Origin of the sequence: Pseudomonas sp. M20 (genome assembly GCF_045037865.1) — a bacterium.
Classification (GTDB): domain Bacteria; phylum Pseudomonadota; class Gammaproteobacteria; order Pseudomonadales; family Pseudomonadaceae; genus Aquipseudomonas.
Window position 1 is genome coordinate 4,039,166 of the sequence record NZ_CP173611.1, and the last position, 17,815, is coordinate 4,056,980.

The following is a 17,815-nucleotide window of genomic DNA, read 5'->3' on the forward strand; positions in this document are numbered from 1 at the left end:
GGGAACGATCAATGAAGCGGTAACAGGGGAGCGATCAATATGACCAGCATGGAACCCGGCCACACCGGGATCGATCCGCGGCTGAGCTTCGATGATCCGTTACTCGACGGTCTGTTGATCCTCTGCAAACTGCATGGCGCGACGGTCAGTCGCGCCAGCCTGAGCGCCGGGCTGCCGCTGAACAAACAACGCCTGAGCCTCGACCTGCTGCCGCGCGCAGCGGCCCGGGCCGGGTTGCAGGCGCGTATTCTGCGCCGTGAGCTGAAAGACATCTCGCCACTCAACCTGCCGATTCTGCTGCTGCTCAACGATGGTCGCACTGCTGTTTTACGGCGCTTCGGCGACGACGGCAAAGCACTGATCCTGCCCAGCGAAGCCGATGGCGGCGAGCAATGGATCAGCCGCGACGAACTCACTGAACACTACAGCGGCCAGGCCTTGTTCGCCCGTCCGCGCCATGAACTCGAAGACCTGCGATCACCGCTGGTGCCACGGGTGCATGCGTGGTTTCGCGACACCCTGAAGCTGTCGAAATGGTTGTATAGCGATGCGATTCTCGCCAGTTTCCTGATCAACCTGTTAGGCCTGATGGTGCCGCTGTTCGTCATGCAGACCTACGACCGCGTGGTGCCGAATCAGGCCACCTCGACCCTGTGGGTGTTGTCGATCGGTTTGCTGATCGGCACCGGATTTGAATTGGTGCTGCGGGTGGTGCGCGCGCACCTGCTCGACACCGCCGGCAAGAAAACCGATGTGATCCTTTCCGCGACTTTGTTCGAGCGCATCACCGGTATGTCGATGAAGGCACGGCCGGCGACCATCGGCGGTTTCGCGCAGAGCATTCATGACTTTCAGGGCCTGCGTGAATTTCTCACGGCGGTGACGTTGACCAGCCTGATCGACCTGCCCTTCGTGGTGCTGATGCTGGTGGTGATCGGCCTGCTCGGCGGCTGGCTGGTGGTGATTCCGCTGCTGGCGTTTCCGATCACCATCATCTTCGCAATGATCATTCAGGTGCGCCTGCGTGACACCGTGCAAAAGAGCCTGAGCCTCGGTGCCGAACGCCAGGCGGTGTTGATCGAAACCCTCGGCGGCCTGGAAACCCTCAAGGCCTGCAGCGCCGAAAGCGAGCGCCAGCACAAATGGGAAAGCACTCACGGCGCCCTCACCCGCCTCGACAGCCACGCACGCAATCTCTCGGCGCTGGCCACCAACGGCACCCTGTTCATTCAGCAGTTCTCGGGTATGGCGACGATTGTCGCCGGGGTTTACAGCATCATCGCCGGCAACCTCAGCGTCGGTGCGCTGGTCGCCAGTTATATGCTCGGCAGCCGCGTGCTCGCGCCGCTGGGGCAGATTGCCGGGCTGATCACCCGCTATCAGCAAGCGCAACTGACCATGAAAAGCACCGATGCGCTGATGGCTCTGCCGCAGGAACGCGACGGCAAACAACGGCCGCTGGAACGCACGCAACTGCAAGGCGCGCTGGACGTCAGCGGCGTGACCTTTCATTACAACGGCCAGAATGCGCCGGCGCTGAGCAATGTCAGCTTCAGCCTGAAACCCGGTGAGCGGGTCGGCATCATCGGTCGCAGCGGGTCGGGCAAAAGCACGTTAGCGCGATTGGTCATGGGCTTTTATGAACCCGAGGAAGGCCAGCTATTGCTCGACGGCCTCGACCTGCGCCAACTCGACGTCGCCGACCTGCGCCAACAGATCGGTTACGTCGCCCACGATCTGCCGCTGCTGGCCGGCAGTTTGCGCGACAACCTCACCCTTGGCGCACGCTACATCAGCGATTCACGCATGCTCGAAGTGGCCGAACTGACCGGCGTTACCGAACTCGCTCGCCAGCACCCGCAAGGCTTCGATCGTCCGGTGGGCGAGCGCGGGCAATTGCTCTCCGGCGGCCAACGTCAGGCCGTGTTGCTGGCGCGATCCTTGTTGCTCGATCCACCGATCATGCTGCTCGACGAACCCACCAGTGCCATGGACAACAGCAGCGAAGACCAACTGCGGCAGAAGCTGCACGGCTGGGTGCAAGGCAAGACACTGCTGCTGGTCACCCACCGCACTTCAATGCTGAGTCTGGTGGACCGCTTGCTGGTGCTGGACAACGGCCGGGTCGTCGCCGACGGTCCGAAAGAAGCGGTCATCGATGCACTGCGCAAGGGCCGTGTCGGCTCGGCGGCAGTCTAGGAGTTGCCCCATGTCTGCTTCCACCGATAGCAAAGATCGCGGCTACTTCGACAGTTTCGGCAAAAGCGCCGAAGCCGAGTTCATGCCGGAAACCGCCGGCGCATCCTTGCAGGATTCGCCGCGCTGGTCGCGGATCACCGTGTGGCTGGCGGCGGCGCTGCTGATCAGCGCGGTGGTCTGGGCCAAGTTCGCTGTGCTCGAAGAAGTGACCATGGGCGAAGGCAAGGCGATTCCTTCGAGCAAGATTCAGGTGATCCAGAACCTTGAGGGCGGCATCGTCACCGAGATTTTCTTTCGTGAAGGGCAGATGGTGAACAAGGGCGACACCTTACTGCGTCTGGATGACACACGCTTTCGCTCGAACAAGGGCGAGAGCGAGGCCGATCGCTATGCGTTGACCGCGCAGGTCGAACGGCTGTCGGCGGAGGCCGAGGGCCGGCCGTTCAAGCTCTCCGATGAAGTCATCGCCAAAGCCCCGCAAGTCGCCGAAGACGAGCGCTCGCTGTACGAACAACGTCAGCGCCGGCTGGCCAGCGAGCAGCGCACGCTCAGCGAACAACTGCGGCAGAAGACTCAGGAACTCGCCGAGTTTCGCTCCAAGCAGGGTCAGTTCAGCTCAAGTCTGGCGTTGCTGCAGCAAGAAATGAACATGTCCGAGCCGCTGGTGAAAACCGGTGCGGTATCACCGGTGGAAATCCTCCGACTCAAACGCAGCGCCGTAGAAATCCGCGGCTCATTGAACGCGACAACGCTGGCTATCCCCCGCGCCGAATCGGCAATTGCCGAGATCCGCAGCAAGATCGACGAGTCGGAACAAACCTTCCGCTCCGAAGCTGCCAAAGAGCTGAATGAGAAACGCACCGACCTGTCGAAAATCACCGCCACCAGCATCGCCATTGACGACCGCGTCACCCGCACAACGGTGACCTCACCGGTGCATGGGGTGATCAAGCAATTGAAGGTCAACACCATCGGCGGCGTGGTTCAACCGGGCAGCGACATGGTTGAAATCGTACCGCTGGAAGACAACCTGTTGATCGAGGCCAAAGTGCGGCCGCAGGACGTCGCGTTCCTGCATCCGGGCCAGAAAGCCATGGTCAAGTTCAGTGCCTACGACTACACGATTTACGGTGGGCTGAGCGCCAAGCTTGAGTTGATCGGTGCCGACACGATCACCGATGACAAGGGCAACAGCTTCTATCTGATTCAGGTGCGTACCGATAAAAACCACTTGGGCGGGGATGTGAAACCGCTGCTGATTATTCCGGGGATGGTGGCGACGGTGGACATTATTACCGGGGAGAAAAGTGTTCTGGATTACCTGCTCAAACCGGTACTGAAAGCGCGGACCGAGGCGATGCGCGAACGGTAAATTTCGCCATAACCTGTGTTGACTGAACAATTGCTATCGCGAGCAGGCTCACTCCTACCTTTGGAATGCATTCCCCTGTAGGAGTGAGCCTGCTCGCGATGGCGCCAGTCCAAACAAAACTTATCTATCGCCATGATTACGCTGAAACGTCTCCTCCCCCATCGCCGCAATCTGCCCCTCGATCAAGGCCTCGAACGGCTTGAGCAACGGCTCGAATGACGTCGGTGCTTCCAGCGTCTGCAACGCCTGCACAATAGCCTCGATGGTCGACAACGCCCCCGGCCCCGGTGCCTTGCGCAAGCGATAGCGCGACACCCCACCTTCGGCCAGCGTCACCCGTGGCAACGCCGCCAGCAGCGGATTGAGGTGCAACATCTTGCGCGCCTTGCGCCACGTGCCATCCGGAACGACCAGCAACAGGGGTTCATCGGACTCGCCGTAAGCCTGCATCGGCTGCGCATCATCAGCGGGAAACAACAACCGCGCCCGATAGCCCGGACGGTTCAGCAGCGCCGGCAAATCCTCGAACACTTCGCCAACAATCAACTCGGCATTGCTCAACCCCAGAGCCGCCAACCGCGCAGTATTCAACGCATGATTGACCTCGCTCGGATGCTGCAACAGCAATACCCGCGTGCGGCTGTCGAGGCTCGGGATCAACGGGCACAGGCAATGGGTTTGGGGGCGCAGGCAGCGCGGGCATTGAATTCTGGACATCGGTCTTAAGCCTGATTGAGCTGTGCTTTGAGCAGATCACGGAAGGTCTGGATCAGCGGTTCGCGGCTACGGCCGCGACGCATGATCATCGAAAACGGCGCCTGATAACCGAAGGTCGCCGGCAGCAGCACGCGCAGGTCACCCTTGTCGGCCCAGGCCTGAGCGTAGTGTTCTGGCAAGTAACCAATGTAGGCGCCGGACAGCACCAGAATCAGCTGCGCCTCCATACTTTCCACCGTCGCCGCGCTGTGTTTGAAGCCGTGTCGCGCCAGTTCGGCCTGACTCCAGTAACCACGTCCGACCATGCGTTGCTGGGTGATGACTTGCTCGGGAATGCGCCGCTCGTTGAACAACGGATGGCGGCTGCTGCAGTACAGCCAATGCTGCTCGCGGTACAGCGGCATGTAGATCAGACCGCTCATGCGCGTGGAAAACGCACCGATGGCCAGATCGAGACGGTTGTCCTGCACGCCGAGTTGCAGTTCGTACGGGCTCATCACCGACAGATGCAAATGCACCGCCGGGTGTTCCTGGCTGTAGGCGCCGATGGCTTCGGCGAACGGCAAGGCCTTGTCACTGACGGTGGAGTCGATCACGCCGAGGTTGAGCGTGCCACGCAGTTCGCCCTTGAGCGCGGCGGCGTATTGCTCGAAACCTTCGAGCTCGGCGAGCAGGCGCAGGGTTTCCTGATGGAACAGCTCGCCCTTGCTGGTCAGGCTGAACCCGCCGCGCCCGCGATGACACAGCACCAGGCCGAGCGCGGCTTCGAGCTGGCTCATGTAGGTGCTGATCGCCGAGGTCGACAGGTTGAGTTCCTGTTGGGCGTTGGCGAAACCCTGATGACGCACGACGCTGACGAAGATGCGCAACAGTTTCAGGTCGGGTAAAGCGTTGGCCATGTCTGCTCCGGGCTTTGCAACTGTGTGTCTGTGGGAAAAGCCCCTCACCCCAGCCCTCTCCCCGAGGGAGAGGGAGCTGATCTCCATGGCTTTCAAATCCTGAGTTCGACTCGATTTTCCAGGTCGATGCAGATTCCGCCAACAACTCGGTCGGCCCCCTCTACCTCTGGGCGTGAGGGAGAGGGGGCTGATCTCTATGGCTTTCAAATCCTGAGTTCGACTTGATTTTTCAGGTCGATGCAGATTCCGCCAACAACTCGATCGGCCCCCTCTACCTCTGGGCGTGAGGGAGAGGGGGCTGATCTCTATGGCTTTCAAATCCTGAGTTCGACTTGATTTTTCAGGTCGATGCAGATTCCGCCAACAACTCGGTCGGCCCCCTCTACCTCTGGGAGAGGGCTGGGGTGAGGGCAACGATTCCCTGTCGATCACACGACCCGAACCCGACAAAGTCTAATCGCCCCTCGCCCATTAGTTTAGAAAAATCTGAACTAAGTTTTTGCCCGTAGCGATTCTTTCCCCTCACTACATTTCGCATCATCGGCCCCACAGCGGCGCCCGAACCTGTGCTCAACGGCGCGCCGACATAAATAAAACAAAGACGATGAGGCCTTACCCGTGGACAAGATTCTTCACCAACCACTGGGCGGCAACGAAATGCCGCGCTTCGGCGGCATCGCCACCATGCTCCGACTCCCCCATGTACCGACCGCTGCCGGCCTGGACGCTGCCTTTGTTGGCGTGCCACTGGACATCGGTACTTCCCTGCGCCCCGGTACCCGCTTCGGGCCACGCGACATCCGCACCGAATCAGTCATGATCCGCCCGTACAACATGGCTACCGGCGCTGCGCCGTTCGACTCGCTGTCGGTCGCCGACATCGGTGACGTGGCGATCAACACCTTCAATCTGCTCGACGCCGTGCGCATCATCGAAGAAGCCTACGACAACATCCTCGAGCACAACGTGATCCCGATGACCCTGGGTGGTGACCACACCATCACCCTGCCGATCCTGCGGGCGATTCACAAGAAGCACGGCAAGGTCGGTCTGGTGCACATCGATGCCCACGCTGACGTAAACGATCACATGTTTGGCGAGAAGATCGCCCACGGCACCACCTTCCGTCGCGCCGTCGAAGAAGGTCTGCTGGACTGCGACCGCGTCGTACAGATCGGTCTGCGCGCTCAGGGTTACACCGCTGATGACTTCAACTGGAGCCGCGATCAGGGTTTCCGCGTGGTTCAGGCTGAAGAGTGCTGGCACAAGTCGCTGGCGCCGCTGATGGCCGAAGTGCGCGAGAAAGTCGGCGGTGGTCCGGTGTATCTGAGCTTCGACATCGACGGCATCGACCCGGCCTGGGCACCGGGCACCGGCACCCCGGAAATCGGTGGTCTGACGACCATTCAGGCGATTGAAATCGTCCGTGGCTGCCAAGGCCTCGACCTGATCGGTTGCGATCTGGTAGAAGTCTCGCCCGCTTATGACACCACCGGCAACACCTCGCTGCTGGCCGCCAACCTGCTGTACGAAATGCTCTGCGTACTGCCTGGCGTGGTCCATCGCTGAGGATCGGGTCATGAACGAACGTGATCAGGTTTTGCAAGCGGCCGCCGATCTGGTGTCCGCCTTCGCCCGTAATGATCGCGAGGCTTATTTCGGCGCCTTCAGCGCCGATGCAAGTTTCGTTTTCTACACCCTCGAACAGCCATTGCTGTCGCGCGATGCCTATCAGGCCTTGTGGGACAGCTGGCGCGCCGAGGATGGCTTCGAGGTGCTTGCGTGCACCTCGAGCAACGCCTTCGTCAGCCTGCAGGGTGACGTGGCGATTTTCATCCATGACGTGGCCACCGAGCTGCGCATGCAAGGGGAGCAACACTTCAGCCAGGAGCGCGAGACGATTGTTTTCAGGAAACAAGCGTCGAGTCTAGAACAACAAGGCCATTGGCTGGCCTGCCACGAACATTTGTCCGCAATGCCGGAAGGGCTGCCATCCCCTTAGCCAAACAGGTGACGCCTCACGCACGATGAGGCGCGCCTTTATGATCGGAGCAGATCATGAATAACAACAACAACGACCAAAGCCTTACGCAGATTGAAACCCACGGGGTCGAACAGATCCCGGACCACGAACGCAGCGCAGGCCCGACGGATTTGTTCCGGATGATCTTCGGCGGTTCGAATACCTTTGCCACCGCCGTGCTCGGCAGTTTCCCGGTGCTGTTCGGCCTGTCTTTTCAGGCCGGCGTCTGGGCGATTGTGCTGGGCGTACTGCTCGGCTCGCTGATCCTCGCACCGATGGGCCTGTTCGGTCCGCTCAACGGCACCAACAATGCCGTGTCGTCCGGTGCGCACTTCGGCGTGCACGGGCGGATCGTCGGTTCGTTCCTGTCGCTGTTGACCGCTATCGCGTTTTTCTCGCTCTCGGTGTGGAGTTCGGGGGATGCGCTGATCGGCGGTGCAAAACGCCTGATCGGTCTGCCGGAAACCGACCTGACCCTGGGCCTGGCCTACGGTCTGTTCGCGATTCTGGTGCTGACCGTGTGCATCTACGGCTTCCGCTTTTTGCTGTGGGTGAACAAGATCGCGGTGTGGAGCGCCAGCCTGTTATTCCTGCTGGGCATCTTCGCCTTCGCCGGTCCTTTCGACGCGCATTACGCCGGCACCGTCAGCTTCGGCCAGCCGGGCTTCTGGGCGGCGTTCATCGGTGCCGCGCTGGTGGCGATGAGCAACCCGATTTCCTTCGGCGCGTTCCTCGGCGACTGGTCGCGCTACATCCCGCGTGAAACTTCCAAGCAACGGATCATGGCGGCGGTGGTGCTGTCGCAGATCGCCACGTTCATCCCGTTCCTGTTCGGCCTGACCACAGCGACCATCGTCGCGATCAAGGCGCCGGACTACATCGCGGCGAACAACTATGTGGGCGGTTTGCTGGCGGTGTCGCCGAGCTGGTTCTTCCTGCCGGTGTGCCTGATTGCGGTGATCGGCGGCATGTCCACCGGCACCACCTCGCTGTATGGCACCGGGCTGGACATGTCCAGCGTGTTTCCGCGCGTGCTGTCGCGGGTCAAGGCGACGCTGCTGATCGGCGTGCTGTCGATTGCCTTCATCTTCATCGGGCGCTTTGCGGCGAACCTGGTGCAGAGCGTGTCGACCTTCGCCGTGCTGATCATCACCTGCACCACGCCATGGATGGTGATCATGATCATCGGCCTGTTGGTGCGTCGCGGCTTCTACTGCCCGGATGACCTGCAAGTGTTCACGCGCGGCGAACAGGGCGGACGCTACTGGTTCAGCCACGGCTGGAACTGGCGTGGTCTGGGCGCCTGGGTCCCGAGCGCGGCGGTTGGCCTGTGCTTCGTGAACTTGCCGGGGCAATTCGTCGGCCCGCTGGGTGAAATGGCCGGCGGCATCGACATCAGTTTGCCGGTGACCCTGGGCCTGGCTTCGGTGGTGTATCTGACGCTGCTGAGCCTGTTCCCGGAACCGCGCGAAGTGTTCGGCCCGAAGGATGCCCGCAGCCAAATCGTGGGAAAACCTGAACTGCGCCAGGCCGCCTGACGCCGATCCCTGTAGGAGTGAGCCTGCTCGCGATGACTTCAGCACATCCAATAAAGATGTGACTGACAGACCGCTATCGCGAGCAGGCTCACTTCTACAAGGAAAATGATTTTGGCCTCAACATAAAAAAGACAATCGGAGACACGCCATCATGGCTTTGGATTTATTCGTCGTCCTCATCTACGCCGCCGGCATGCTCTTGCTCGGCTACTTCGGCATGCGCAAGGCCAAGACCAACGAGGACTTTCTCGTTGCCGGTCGAAACCTGGGCCCCAGCCTGTACATGGGCACCATGGCCGCGACCGTACTCGGTGGCGCGTCCACCGTCGGCACCGTGCGTCTGGGCTACGTGCATGGCATTTCCGGTTTCTGGCTGTGCGCGGCACTGGGTTGCGGCATCGTCGCGCTGAACCTGTTCCTCGCCAAACCACTGCTGAAACTGAAGATCTACACCGTTACCCAGGTCCTGGAAAAACGCTACAACCCGATGGCCCGTTCGGCGAGCGCGGCAATCATGCTGGCCTACGCACTGATGATCGGCGTGACCTCGATCCTGGCGATTGGCACCGTCCTGCAAGTACTGTTTGACCTGCCATTCTGGGTTTCGGTACTCGTCGGTGGTGGCGTCGTGGTGATCTACTCGGCGATCGGCGGCATGTGGTCGCTGACCCTTACCGACATCGTCCAGTTCATCATCAAGACCGTGGGCCTGATGTTCATCCTGTTGCCGATCTGCCTGTACCGCGTGGGCGGTTGGGACGAACTGGTGCTGAAACTGCCGGCGACTGCCTTCAGCTTCACCACCATCGGCTGGGACACGATCATCACTTACTTCATGATCTACTTCTTCGGCATCCTGATCGGTCAGGACATCTGGCAACGGGTGTTCACCGTCAAAACCGCGAAAGTCGCGCAATACGCCGGCAGCATCGCCGGCATCTACTGCATCGTCTACGGCCTGGCCTGCGCGCTGATCGGCATGGCTGCGCATGTGCTGATCCCGGATCTGGACAACGTCAACAACGCCTTCGCCGCCATCGTCAAACTGTCGCTTCCGGACGGCATCCGTGGTCTGGTGATCGCTGCGGCACTCGCCGCGATGATGTCCACTGCCAGCGCCGGCCTGCTCGCTGCGGCGACCACGTTGACTGAAGACCTGCTGCCGAAACTGCGTGGCGGCAAACAGTCGAGCCTGGGCATCAACCGCCTGTTCACCCTGCTCACCGGCATCGTCGTGCTGGGTATCGCGCTGGTGGTGAACGATGTGATCAGTGCGCTGACTCTCGCTTACAACCTGTTGGTGGGCGGCATGCTGATCCCGCTGATGGGTGCGATCTTCTGGAAACGCGCGACCACTGCCGGCGCCATCGCCAGCATGGGCCTGGGTTTCGCCACCGCACTGCTGTTCATGTTCAAGGACGGTCTGGACGCGAACACGCCGATCTACTACAGCCTGGCCGTGGGTCTGGTGAGTTTTGTGGTGGTCAGCCTGCTCTCCCCTCGCCCGGCGACGGTGGCGAGTGCGATCTAAGCTCTGATGTAACAACTTGATGCTTTCTTCGACGGGTGTGGCGTCGGTTGCCACACCCGTTTTTTTACGTCTGGAGAAAATGGCTGATGAAGATCGTATCGCGTGATCATTGGTTTGAAGTGCAGAGTTTGAGCGATGGCATTCGGCTGATTCACGAGCCGTATATTCGACCGTTCTACCGCTGCAACCTGTGGCACATTCAGGGGCGCGACAAAGACCTGTTGCTGGACAGCGGTTCGGGGCTGGTGAGCCTGCGCGAGCAGTTGCCCTGGATCACCGAGCGGCCATTGGTGGCGGTGGCCAGTCATTGTCACTTCGACCACATCGCCGGGCATCATGAATTTGCTGAACGGCTGGTGCATCGCGCCGAAGCGGACATCCTTGCAGCGCCGGATGGCGAAAACGATTTGAGCCGCGCCTTCGTCGGCGACGACATGTTTGAAGCGCATCCGGACTGCCCGTTGTGCTACGCCGAATACCGGGTCAAAGCCGCGCCGGCCACCGGATTTGTCGAGGACGGCGATGTGCTCGATCTGGGCAATCGCACGCTGCAAGTGCTGCACACACCGGGGCATTCGCCGGGCGGCATCAGCCTGTATGAGGCGGCGACTGAGACGCTGTTCAGCGGCGACATCATCTACGACGGGCCGCTGATCGAAGACGCCTACCACTCCAATCTTGAGGATTACGCCGCCAGTCTGCGGCGTTTGCAGGCGTTGCCGATCCGCACGGTGCATGGCGGGCACTTTGGCAGTTTTTCCGGGGAGCATTTGCGCTCGATGATTGACCAGTGGTTGCGCGGCCACGCCTGAGGCCTGCTTCACTCAAGCACAACAACCATCAGAAAAATCTGCCATGAGAAGAGCTGCCGTACGTGCCGCCGTGCACCGGTATATCCGGCGTCTGCTGGAAACCCGCGAATTCAACGACAACACCAGCCTGGTGCAATTGGGCTTGGAAAAAGCGGATATCGAGGATCTGATCTTTCATCTGGAAGATGAATTCGGGCTGACGGCGTTCACCGCCGAGGAAGACCGCATGCTCAAGACCGCGAAGACGGCGAATGACTTGAGCCGGTTTTTGCTCGAGATCGGGCGGCACTGAAAGCAAAAGATCGCAGCCTGCGGCAGCTCCTACACTGTTTTATGCAGGAGTTGCCGAAGGCTGCGATCTCTTGATCTTGAATCCTTTGATCTCGGATCGGGGGCGTTACCGGCGCCGTTGTTGACGGCGGCGCTGCTCGTCATCGGTGCGGATCGGTACAGGTTGCAGAGGCGGTTCGATCAAACCGAGGGCAACACCCAAATCGTGCAGCCAGTTTTGAATTTTCTCTTTCATCGTCATGCCCCCTTCAGGGTGGTGCTGAGCGGCCGGAATTCTGAGGTCGCTTCGCACTGATAATAGTCCGAAGTCCTACGTAATGCTCGGCCAAATCCGCAATGATCTGTTACTGAATTGAACAGAATATGCCGCCATTGGTTCAGGCTGTTTCCCGGGTTTCGATCTGAGCCGCAGGATAGACGGCCTGCTGAACCTCGATCCAGGCATTGAGGTTGGCGCCGAGCATGCCCTTGCGCCACATGAGCCATGTTGTCGCACCCGCGAATGGCTCGGCCAACGGGTGCGCGGCGACGCTATCGCGCCCCGGCAGACTGGCGAGCATCGACTCTGACATCAATGCCACACCGCTTCCGGCAATCACGCAGGCGAGCATGCCCTGATAGGACTCGATCTCCATCGCCCGACCCATCGTCGCGTGGTAGTGTGAAAACCACGCTTCAAGACGCATGCGGTAGGAACAACCCCGCCTAAAAGTGAAAACTGAACGCCCCTCGACATCCCGGGCACTGCGTACCGGCGGATGATCGATTTCCGTGATCAGCACCAACCGCTCCTCGCACAACGGCACGCCGTCGAGCCCGGCCAGTTCCAGCGGACCATCGACCAACGCGGCATCCAGACGTCCGGTGAGCAAACCTTCCAGTAACTCCCCACTGGGCGCCGACTGCACTTGCAGATTCACCGCCGGATACTGCTTGTGATACTGCGCCAGCAGCGCCGGCAAATGGATCGCCGCCGTGCTGTACATGGTGCCCAGAGCGAAGTCGCCGGCCGGTTTGCCGCCCATGACCGCCGCACTGGCCTGATCGCGCAGGGCGAAGAGTTTGCCGGTGTAGTCCAGCAGGACTTTTCCCGCAGGCGACAGCTGCAAACGCTGACGCTCACGGACGAAAAGCTCGACACCCAGTTGCTCTTCAAGCTGTTTAAGCCGCGTCGACAGGTTCGACGGCACCCGGTGCAGGCGTTCGGCGGCGCGGGTGATCGACCCTTCTTCGGCCACGGCCTGAAAAATCCGCAGTTGGCTGAACTCCACAACCTTTCTCCAGAACAGAACAAGTTACTCACTATTATTCAATTTTAAAGAAAGTCAATCAGTCTTAGCCTGACGGTCATTGATCCTTCCAAGGAATTCCGACCATGTCGCCCTTGATTCGCTTATCCGCCTGTTTCGTTGCCCTGATGATGGCCATGGGCATCGGGCGTTTCGCCCTCACCCCGCAAATGCCACACCTGCTCAGCGAAGGGCAGATCGACCTGACGGCCGCCGGTCTGATTGCGGCGGCCAACTACCTCGGCTACTTGCTCGGTGCGGTGGATGCTATGTTCGCCCATCGCCCGCAGCAGGTTCAGCGGCGCCTGCATGGCGGACTGTGGTTGTGCGTGCTGCTGACGCTGGCGTCGTTCTGGGCCAATGGATTCTGGTCGCACTTGGTGCTGCGCTTCGGCACCGGGGTGGCGAGTGCCTGGGTGCTGGTGATGATCACTTCGTTGAGTCAACCGTTGGCGGCAGCAGCAGGTCGTCCGAGATTGGGAGCACTGGTGTTTGCCGGACCGGGGTTGGGGATTTTTCTGACAGGGTTGCTGGCGCTGGTCTCACATCTGCTGAATCAGACGTCCGCAACGTTGTGGCTGATTTATGCAGCGGCTGCGCTGGTGATGATGCTGGGGGTCTGGCGACTGCTGCCAACGCCTGTCGCAACGGCACCGGTGGTTACGGCGCCAGTCAGCCGATCAAATCGGGGCATCGGACGGCTGGCCTTGATTTATGCGCTTTACGGCGTCGGCTACATCATTCCGGCGACCTTCCTCTCGCAAATGGCCAATGCGCAGTTCCACGGGGAATGGCAGGCGGATCTGTTCTGGCCTTGCTTTGGTCTGGCTGCGGCGCTTGGCGTGTTGCTGGTGAGCCTGCGGCGTCACGATCCCGCCACCACCCGGCACTGGTTGATGGCGACGCTGTGGCTTCAAGCGGCCGGCGTATTCGCCTGCCTGCTCGGCAGCGGCATCGGCCTAGCACTGGGGGTGATCCTCTGCGGCACGCCATTCCTCGCCTGCATGCAACTGGTCATGCAACGCTCGCGGGAACTGGCGCCGCACGCCACCCAGCGCAATGCCGGGATGCTTACCGCCTGCTTCGCCGTCGGCCAACTCAGCGGCCCTCTATTGGCAGCGCTGAGCAGCCATTTCAGCGGTGGCCTGCAGCCGGCGCTGATCATCGCCGGCAGCGGCTTGCTGATTGCCGGCGGCCTGGCGATGCAATCGACTAACGCTGACCCAGCGCTTTGCGCAAACGCCGACGCAGCCACTGCTCGGCGCTGACAAAAGTGATGCCGAGCAGCACCAGTACGGCGCCGACTACGAAGTTAACCGTCAACTGTTCGTCGAGCAGCAACACGCCAAAGGTCACGCCGAACAGCGGCGTCATAAACGAAAACACCGCAAGGTTGGCCGCCAGATAACGACGCAGCAGCCAGAACCAGATCAGGTAACTGAAGAACGACACCACCAGTCCCTGGAACAGCACGCTGGCGACTGCCACGGGGGTCAGGCTGACGTGAGTGATCTGGCCGCTGAACAGCGCGATCAGCAGCAGGCCGAGGAAGCCGACGATCAACTGATAGAACAAGGTCAGCGTCACCGGTGCTTCCGACAGCCGCGAGGCGCGCACCACCACCGTGGTCGCGCCCCAACAGGCGCCAGCCAGTACGCCAAAAGCATCACCCAGCAGCATGCGCCGGTCGAGGTTGTCCCACGACACGCCCCCGGCGAAGGCAATCGCGATGCCGATAAACGCAAGGAGAATGCCCAGCCATTGCAAAGGTCGCAGGCGCTCACTGGCTAACAGGAAATGCACCCCCAAAGCGGTGAAAATCGGCGCGGTGTAGAGGAACACCGACATGTGCGCAGCGGTGGTCAGTTGCAGACCTTCAGCGATGAAAAGGAATTCCAGACCGAACAGCGCACCGGCCAGCAAGCCGCCGCGCCAGGTCGTACCGACCTGATCCCAGCCGCCCTTCCAGCAGATCAGCAACCCCACCAGTAACGCAGAGATCCCCGAGCGCGCGGCCGCTTGCATGACAGGCGCGATGTCCGGCGCCGCCCATTTGATCATCACTTGCTGCACGCCCCAGATCAGGCAGAGGCCGATCATCACCTGCAAGGCAAAACTGTCGGCATTGCGCCGCTCGACACTCACCGCAACACCTCGAACACACACAACATGGCAGGCCATCCAATGGTCAGAAAATAGTGCTGGGGATTATCAATCAGTCGGGCGGAAAAAAGGCGTCTGGAAAAGACATTTAGTGCTTCAGTGGCGGCAGTGGTGAATGGCTGTCGGCTGCGCCGCCATTCGCGAGCAGGCTCGCTCCCACTTTGGATTGCGTTCCCTGCTCGCGAAGAGGCCCGCATGGCTTACCTGCATTTCGGATCAGACCTTGCCAAACCGCCTCGCCAACAAAAACCCAACGCTACAAGCCACAGCAGTGGCAAGCGTCCCCCACGCCCAATCCATCAGCGTCACCTGCACCGACCACCCGCGCAACGTCGCCCAATTGGTCAGGTCATACGTGCCGTAAGCTATCAGCCCTAACAACGCGCCCCGCTTCGCCGCCCATTGCCACGTCACGGCCGGCAGCACCACAAATATCACGCAGCCAAAAACATACAGGCAATAAAAAACCGCTGCCGGAACCAGCAGCGGTTTTTCGAGCATCAGCGGACCGAGTAGCTCGCGGTAGGTCGGTGCCATCAGCAGGCCGAGCCAGATGCCGTCGAGCAGCAGAAACGTCAGCAGCGTTGCAACATAGCCAATCAGCGCTTTTTTCATCGACCCGACCTCATGTGTGCCCATGCAGGATGGGCCACGCAAGGCTCAGGTTAGTTCAATGCGATCAGCGTGAATGACGATCTTGCCTTCCTTGTACAGCGAACCGATCGCCTTCTTGAAGTTGCCCTTGCTGACGCCGAACAGGCTGCTGATCAACGCCGGATCGCTCTTGTCGCTGACCGGCAATGTACCGCTGTTGTCGCGTAACTTGGCGAGGATCTTCGAGTTCAGGCTGCTGGCCGCTTCCTGACCAACCGGTTGCAGGCTCAGGGCGATCTTGCCGTCGGCACGGATTTCCTTGATGTAGCCCTTCTCGGTCATGCCGGCGCGCATGAACTTGAAGATTTCGTTCTTGTGAATCAAACCCCAGTGCTTGTTGTTGATGATCGCCTTGAAGCCCATGTCGGTGGCTTCGGCAACCAGCAGATCAACTTCCTGGCCCTGGCTGTAGTTGGCCGGGGTCTTGTCGAGGTAGCGATCCAGACGCGCAGTTGCGGTGATGCGGCGGGTGTGCTTGTCGAGGTAGACATGCACCACGCAGTATTCGCCGGCGGTCATCTGGCGCTTTTCTTCGGAATACGGCAGCAACAGATCCTTCGGCAGCCCCCAATCGAGGAACACACCGATGCTGTTGACTTCAACGACTTTCAGACTGGCAAATTCGCCGACCTGAACTTTTGGTTTTTCCGTGGTAGCGAGAAGTTTGTCTTCACTGTCCAGATAAACAAATACGTTGAGCCAATCTTCATCTTCGGTCGGAATATCTTTCGGGATATAACGATTAGGCAAAAGAATCTCGCCGTCGGCACCGCCATCCAGATATAAACCGAAGTTAGTGTGTTTAACCACTTGCAAACTGTTGTAACGCCCGACTAAAGCCATTTCCAGAACCCTCATTGCGTGGGCGGCATTCTACCCGTTTTTGGCGTGGCCGTCGGGCGGCAGATCCGCACGCGTCGTAAATCTGCGCAATGCCTTGATTTTCCTTGTGCGTGGCTGGGCTGAGGTGCCGCTCGTCAGGCAGGTACCACCGCTCGCGGTTGAATATTTCAACGCCTCCAAACCTGAATGTTCTTATTTAAAACAGCAGGTTAGCCGGATATATCGCATATTCAATCGCGAATAATGCAGTGCAGTGCTGGGTTATTCCGGGGGATATTTACCAAGCAATTGTCAAGTTATTCCTGTACGATGCCTGGCCGAGTTACTTTTCTACAGGTTAATGGCCGCCATGCGTGTAAAAGCATCCACCAGCAAAGCAAAGCCAGCTCCAGCCGTTGAAACCAGCGAATCGATCAACGATCAGATCGCAGCGTTCCTCAAGTCTGGCGGCGAGATCCAGCAAATTGCCAAAGGCGTCAGTGGCCAGACGTTCGGCCCGTCCAAGCAGATCAGCCTGGGCAAGAAGTAACACCCGGTTTTACACCCGTCCAGAGGCGCTTTGAGCTTCGAAGCGCCTGGACTGGCACCGCGCAACATCCCTCCCTTGTTAAACAAAAATCCTTGTAAATCGACGAACGGCCTTCAACGCCGATCATTCGCCGGTATCCTTGCACGCGTCTAGATCAAGCGTTTCAGCAGGCCCGCTGCCCTGCCCTCGCTGTTCATGGAGTGACGCATGCGCAAAACACCCTGTTTATTACTCGTAAGCCTTCTGGCCAGTGCAACCGCGCACGCGCAGATTTTCCAGCGTGAACTGGGCGACTTCGATCTCAAACTCGGCACCACGCCCACGCGCAGCATGGCTCAAGGCCTGGTCAAGCCGGCGGCAATCGGTTCCTTCCACGGCGGCCTCGACCTGAGCCACGACAGTGGCCTCTACGTTGGCCAATACGCGCCGAGTATGGGCATCTCCCCGGGCAAGAATCTCGAGATCGATTCCTACGTCGGTTTTAAACAACCTTTCGATCAGACCCTTGGCTACGAAGTCGGGATGATCCACTACAGCTATCCCAAGGTAGATACCCTCGACAGCCAGGAGCTGTTCGGTGGCCTGACCTTGCTCGGCAGTCGTTTCGGCGTGGCCTTCAGCAACGACCCGGATAAACAGAACAACACCTTGTTTGCCGATCTTGGCGGCAACCAGCCATTCGGTATCGGCGTCAGCATGAAATACACCACCCACCAACTGAACACGCCCGTCGCCGTGGACGGTGGTTATGTCAGCAGTTTTACCGACTGGTCGGTGAAATTATCCCGGCCGTTCATGGGCGTCGACCTCGACCTGATCTACAGCAACTCCAGCCTCAGCGGCAGCGATTGCTCAGCCTATTCCGGGCACAACAGCGAGTGCGACGGCCTCGTCACCCTCAAGGCTGCCCGCGCGTTCTATTGATCGGCTGAACTGCCGGGTTCATTCTGCGTTC

18 protein-coding genes are annotated in these 17,815 nt (G+C 60.0%); 11 read left to right on the top strand and 7 right to left on the bottom strand.

Going from position 1 to position 17,815, the window contains the following annotated elements:
* Nucleotides 1–39 precede the first annotated feature (39 nt).
* Nucleotides 40–2,199 carry a type I secretion system permease/ATPase gene (locus tag ACI514_RS17870; protein WP_160056674.1) on the top strand — a complete coding sequence of 720 codons (2,160 nt, stop codon included), beginning with the start codon at nucleotides 40–42 and terminating at the stop codon, nucleotides 2,197–2,199.
* 10 nt (nucleotides 2,200–2,209) lie between these two features.
* The gene (locus ACI514_RS17875; RefSeq protein ID WP_160056672.1) at nucleotides 2,210–3,571 is read left to right on the top strand and encodes an HlyD family type I secretion periplasmic adaptor subunit; all 1,362 of its coding nucleotides are present in this window, start codon (nucleotides 2,210–2,212) and stop codon (nucleotides 3,569–3,571) included.
* A 120-nt stretch (nucleotides 3,572–3,691) separates the two neighbouring features.
* On the opposite strand, the gene ACI514_RS17880 is transcribed toward ACI514_RS17875, so the two are convergent.
* Together ACI514_RS17880 and ACI514_RS17885 are read right to left on the bottom strand one after the other, a co-directional pair.
* Complete coding sequence (locus tag ACI514_RS17880) at nucleotides 3,692–4,288, bottom strand: tRNA-uridine aminocarboxypropyltransferase (RefSeq protein ID WP_160056670.1); 597 nt, start codon at nucleotides 4,286–4,288, stop codon at nucleotides 3,692–3,694.
* Between the two features lie 5 nt (nucleotides 4,289–4,293).
* Nucleotides 4,294–5,187 (bottom strand): LysR family transcriptional regulator, encoded by an 894-nt coding sequence (locus ACI514_RS17885; RefSeq protein WP_007914510.1) that lies wholly within the window; start codon nucleotides 5,185–5,187, stop codon nucleotides 4,294–4,296.
* Nucleotides 5,188–5,805: 618 nt separating this feature from the next.
* Between ACI514_RS17885 and speB the strand changes: the two genes are divergently transcribed.
* From speB to ACI514_RS17915, 6 genes are all read left to right on the top strand, one after another.
* Complete coding sequence (gene speB, locus ACI514_RS17890; protein WP_003222717.1) at nucleotides 5,806–6,756, top strand: agmatinase; 951 nt, start codon at nucleotides 5,806–5,808, stop codon at nucleotides 6,754–6,756.
* A 10-nt stretch (nucleotides 6,757–6,766) separates the two neighbouring features.
* Nucleotides 6,767–7,189, top strand: coding sequence for a nuclear transport factor 2 family protein (locus ACI514_RS17895; protein WP_160056668.1), 423 nt, complete (start codon nucleotides 6,767–6,769; stop codon nucleotides 7,187–7,189).
* Between the two features lie 56 nt (nucleotides 7,190–7,245).
* Nucleotides 7,246–8,748: a purine-cytosine permease family protein gene (locus tag ACI514_RS17900; RefSeq protein WP_405122123.1), complete on the top strand. Its 1,503-nt coding sequence runs from the start codon at nucleotides 7,246–7,248 to the stop codon at nucleotides 8,746–8,748.
* A gap of 151 nt (nucleotides 8,749–8,899) precedes the next feature.
* A complete protein-coding gene (locus ACI514_RS17905; protein ID WP_405122124.1) occupies nucleotides 8,900–10,279 on the top strand; it encodes a sodium:solute symporter in 1,380 nt (459 codons plus the stop codon).
* A gap of 86 nt (nucleotides 10,280–10,365) precedes the next feature.
* Nucleotides 10,366–11,091, top strand: a complete 726-nt coding sequence (locus ACI514_RS17910) for an MBL fold metallo-hydrolase (RefSeq protein ID WP_160056662.1) — start codon at nucleotides 10,366–10,368, stop codon at nucleotides 11,089–11,091.
* Nucleotides 11,092–11,134: 43 nt separating this feature from the next.
* Entirely contained in the window at nucleotides 11,135–11,383 is a 249-nt protein-coding gene (locus ACI514_RS17915; RefSeq protein WP_034153223.1) for a phosphopantetheine-containing protein, read from the top strand.
* Between the two features lie 105 nt (nucleotides 11,384–11,488).
* Here ACI514_RS17915 and ACI514_RS17920 read toward each other — a convergent pair whose 3' ends face one another.
* Together ACI514_RS17920 and ptrR are read right to left on the bottom strand one after the other, a co-directional pair.
* Nucleotides 11,489–11,617: a PA1414 family protein gene (locus tag ACI514_RS17920; protein WP_007914492.1), complete on the bottom strand. Its 129-nt coding sequence runs from the start codon at nucleotides 11,615–11,617 to the stop codon at nucleotides 11,489–11,491.
* 142 nt (nucleotides 11,618–11,759) lie between these two features.
* A complete protein-coding gene (gene ptrR / locus ACI514_RS17925) occupies nucleotides 11,760–12,653 on the bottom strand; it encodes a putrescine utilization regulator PtrR (RefSeq protein ID WP_405122125.1) in 894 nt (297 codons plus the stop codon).
* A gap of 104 nt (nucleotides 12,654–12,757) precedes the next feature.
* On the opposite strand from ptrR, the gene ACI514_RS17930 reads away from it, so the two are divergent.
* A complete protein-coding gene (locus ACI514_RS17930) occupies nucleotides 12,758–13,939 on the top strand; it encodes an MFS transporter (RefSeq protein ID WP_405122126.1) in 1,182 nt (393 codons plus the stop codon).
* Here ACI514_RS17930 and ACI514_RS17935 read toward each other — a convergent pair.
* From ACI514_RS17935 to ACI514_RS17945, 3 genes are all read right to left on the bottom strand, one after another.
* Complete coding sequence (locus ACI514_RS17935) at nucleotides 13,884–14,816, bottom strand: DMT family transporter (RefSeq protein WP_160056656.1); 933 nt, start codon at nucleotides 14,814–14,816, stop codon at nucleotides 13,884–13,886. The two genes, ACI514_RS17930 and ACI514_RS17935, sit on opposite strands and share 56 nt — an antisense overlap.
* 234 nt (nucleotides 14,817–15,050) lie before the next feature.
* Nucleotides 15,051–15,449 carry a DUF2177 family protein gene (locus ACI514_RS17940; RefSeq protein WP_405122127.1) on the bottom strand — a complete coding sequence of 133 codons (399 nt, stop codon included), beginning with the start codon at nucleotides 15,447–15,449 and terminating at the stop codon, nucleotides 15,051–15,053.
* A gap of 45 nt (nucleotides 15,450–15,494) precedes the next feature.
* Nucleotides 15,495–16,331 (bottom strand): S1 RNA-binding domain-containing protein, encoded by an 837-nt coding sequence (locus ACI514_RS17945; protein WP_405122128.1) that lies wholly within the window; start codon nucleotides 16,329–16,331, stop codon nucleotides 15,495–15,497.
* Between the two features lie 340 nt (nucleotides 16,332–16,671).
* Here ACI514_RS17945 and ACI514_RS17950 point away from each other — a divergent pair, with 340 nt between their 5' ends.
* Both ACI514_RS17950 and ACI514_RS17955 read left to right on the top strand, forming a co-directional pair.
* A complete protein-coding gene (locus ACI514_RS17950; protein ID WP_016985943.1) occupies nucleotides 16,672–16,860 on the top strand; it encodes a hypothetical protein in 189 nt (62 codons plus the stop codon).
* Between the two features lie 207 nt (nucleotides 16,861–17,067).
* Nucleotides 17,068–17,784, top strand: a complete 717-nt coding sequence (locus tag ACI514_RS17955; RefSeq protein ID WP_160056652.1) for a TorF family putative porin — start codon at nucleotides 17,068–17,070, stop codon at nucleotides 17,782–17,784.
* Nucleotides 17,785–17,815: the final 31 nt, after the last annotated feature.

What these genes read in the sequence shown, in the direction of transcription:
- ACI514_RS17885 (WP_007914510.1), bottom strand. Translation starts at nt 5,187, where the DNA reads ATGGCCAACGCTTTACCCGACCTGAAACTGTTGCGCATCTTCGTCAGC.
- ACI514_RS17910 (WP_160056662.1), top strand. Translation starts at nt 10,366, where the DNA reads ATGAAGATCGTATCGCGTGATCATTGGTTTGAAGTGCAGAGTTTGAGC.
- ACI514_RS17870 (WP_160056674.1), top strand. Translation starts at nt 40, where the DNA reads ATGACCAGCATGGAACCCGGCCACACCGGGATCGATCCGCGGCTGAGC.
- ACI514_RS17940 (WP_405122127.1), bottom strand. Translation starts at nt 15,449, where the DNA reads ATGAAAAAAGCGCTGATTGGCTATGTTGCAACGCTGCTGACGTTTCTG.
- ACI514_RS17900 (WP_405122123.1), top strand. Translation starts at nt 7,246, where the DNA reads ATGAATAACAACAACAACGACCAAAGCCTTACGCAGATTGAAACCCAC.
- ACI514_RS17915 (WP_034153223.1), top strand. Translation starts at nt 11,135, where the DNA reads ATGAGAAGAGCTGCCGTACGTGCCGCCGTGCACCGGTATATCCGGCGT.
- ACI514_RS17895 (WP_160056668.1), top strand. Translation starts at nt 6,767, where the DNA reads ATGAACGAACGTGATCAGGTTTTGCAAGCGGCCGCCGATCTGGTGTCC.
- ACI514_RS17880 (WP_160056670.1), bottom strand. Translation starts at nt 4,288, where the DNA reads ATGTCCAGAATTCAATGCCCGCGCTGCCTGCGCCCCCAAACCCATTGC.
- ACI514_RS17950 (WP_016985943.1), top strand. Translation starts at nt 16,672, where the DNA reads ATGGCCGCCATGCGTGTAAAAGCATCCACCAGCAAAGCAAAGCCAGCT.
- ACI514_RS17945 (WP_405122128.1), bottom strand. Translation starts at nt 16,331, where the DNA reads ATGGCTTTAGTCGGGCGTTACAACAGTTTGCAAGTGGTTAAACACACT.
- ACI514_RS17920 (WP_007914492.1), bottom strand. Translation starts at nt 11,617, where the DNA reads ATGAAAGAGAAAATTCAAAACTGGCTGCACGATTTGGGTGTTGCCCTC.
- ACI514_RS17905 (WP_405122124.1), top strand. Translation starts at nt 8,900, where the DNA reads ATGGCTTTGGATTTATTCGTCGTCCTCATCTACGCCGCCGGCATGCTC.
- ACI514_RS17930 (WP_405122126.1), top strand. Translation starts at nt 12,758, where the DNA reads ATGTCGCCCTTGATTCGCTTATCCGCCTGTTTCGTTGCCCTGATGATG.
- ACI514_RS17955 (WP_160056652.1), top strand. Translation starts at nt 17,068, where the DNA reads ATGCGCAAAACACCCTGTTTATTACTCGTAAGCCTTCTGGCCAGTGCA.
- ACI514_RS17875 (WP_160056672.1), top strand. Translation starts at nt 2,210, where the DNA reads ATGTCTGCTTCCACCGATAGCAAAGATCGCGGCTACTTCGACAGTTTC.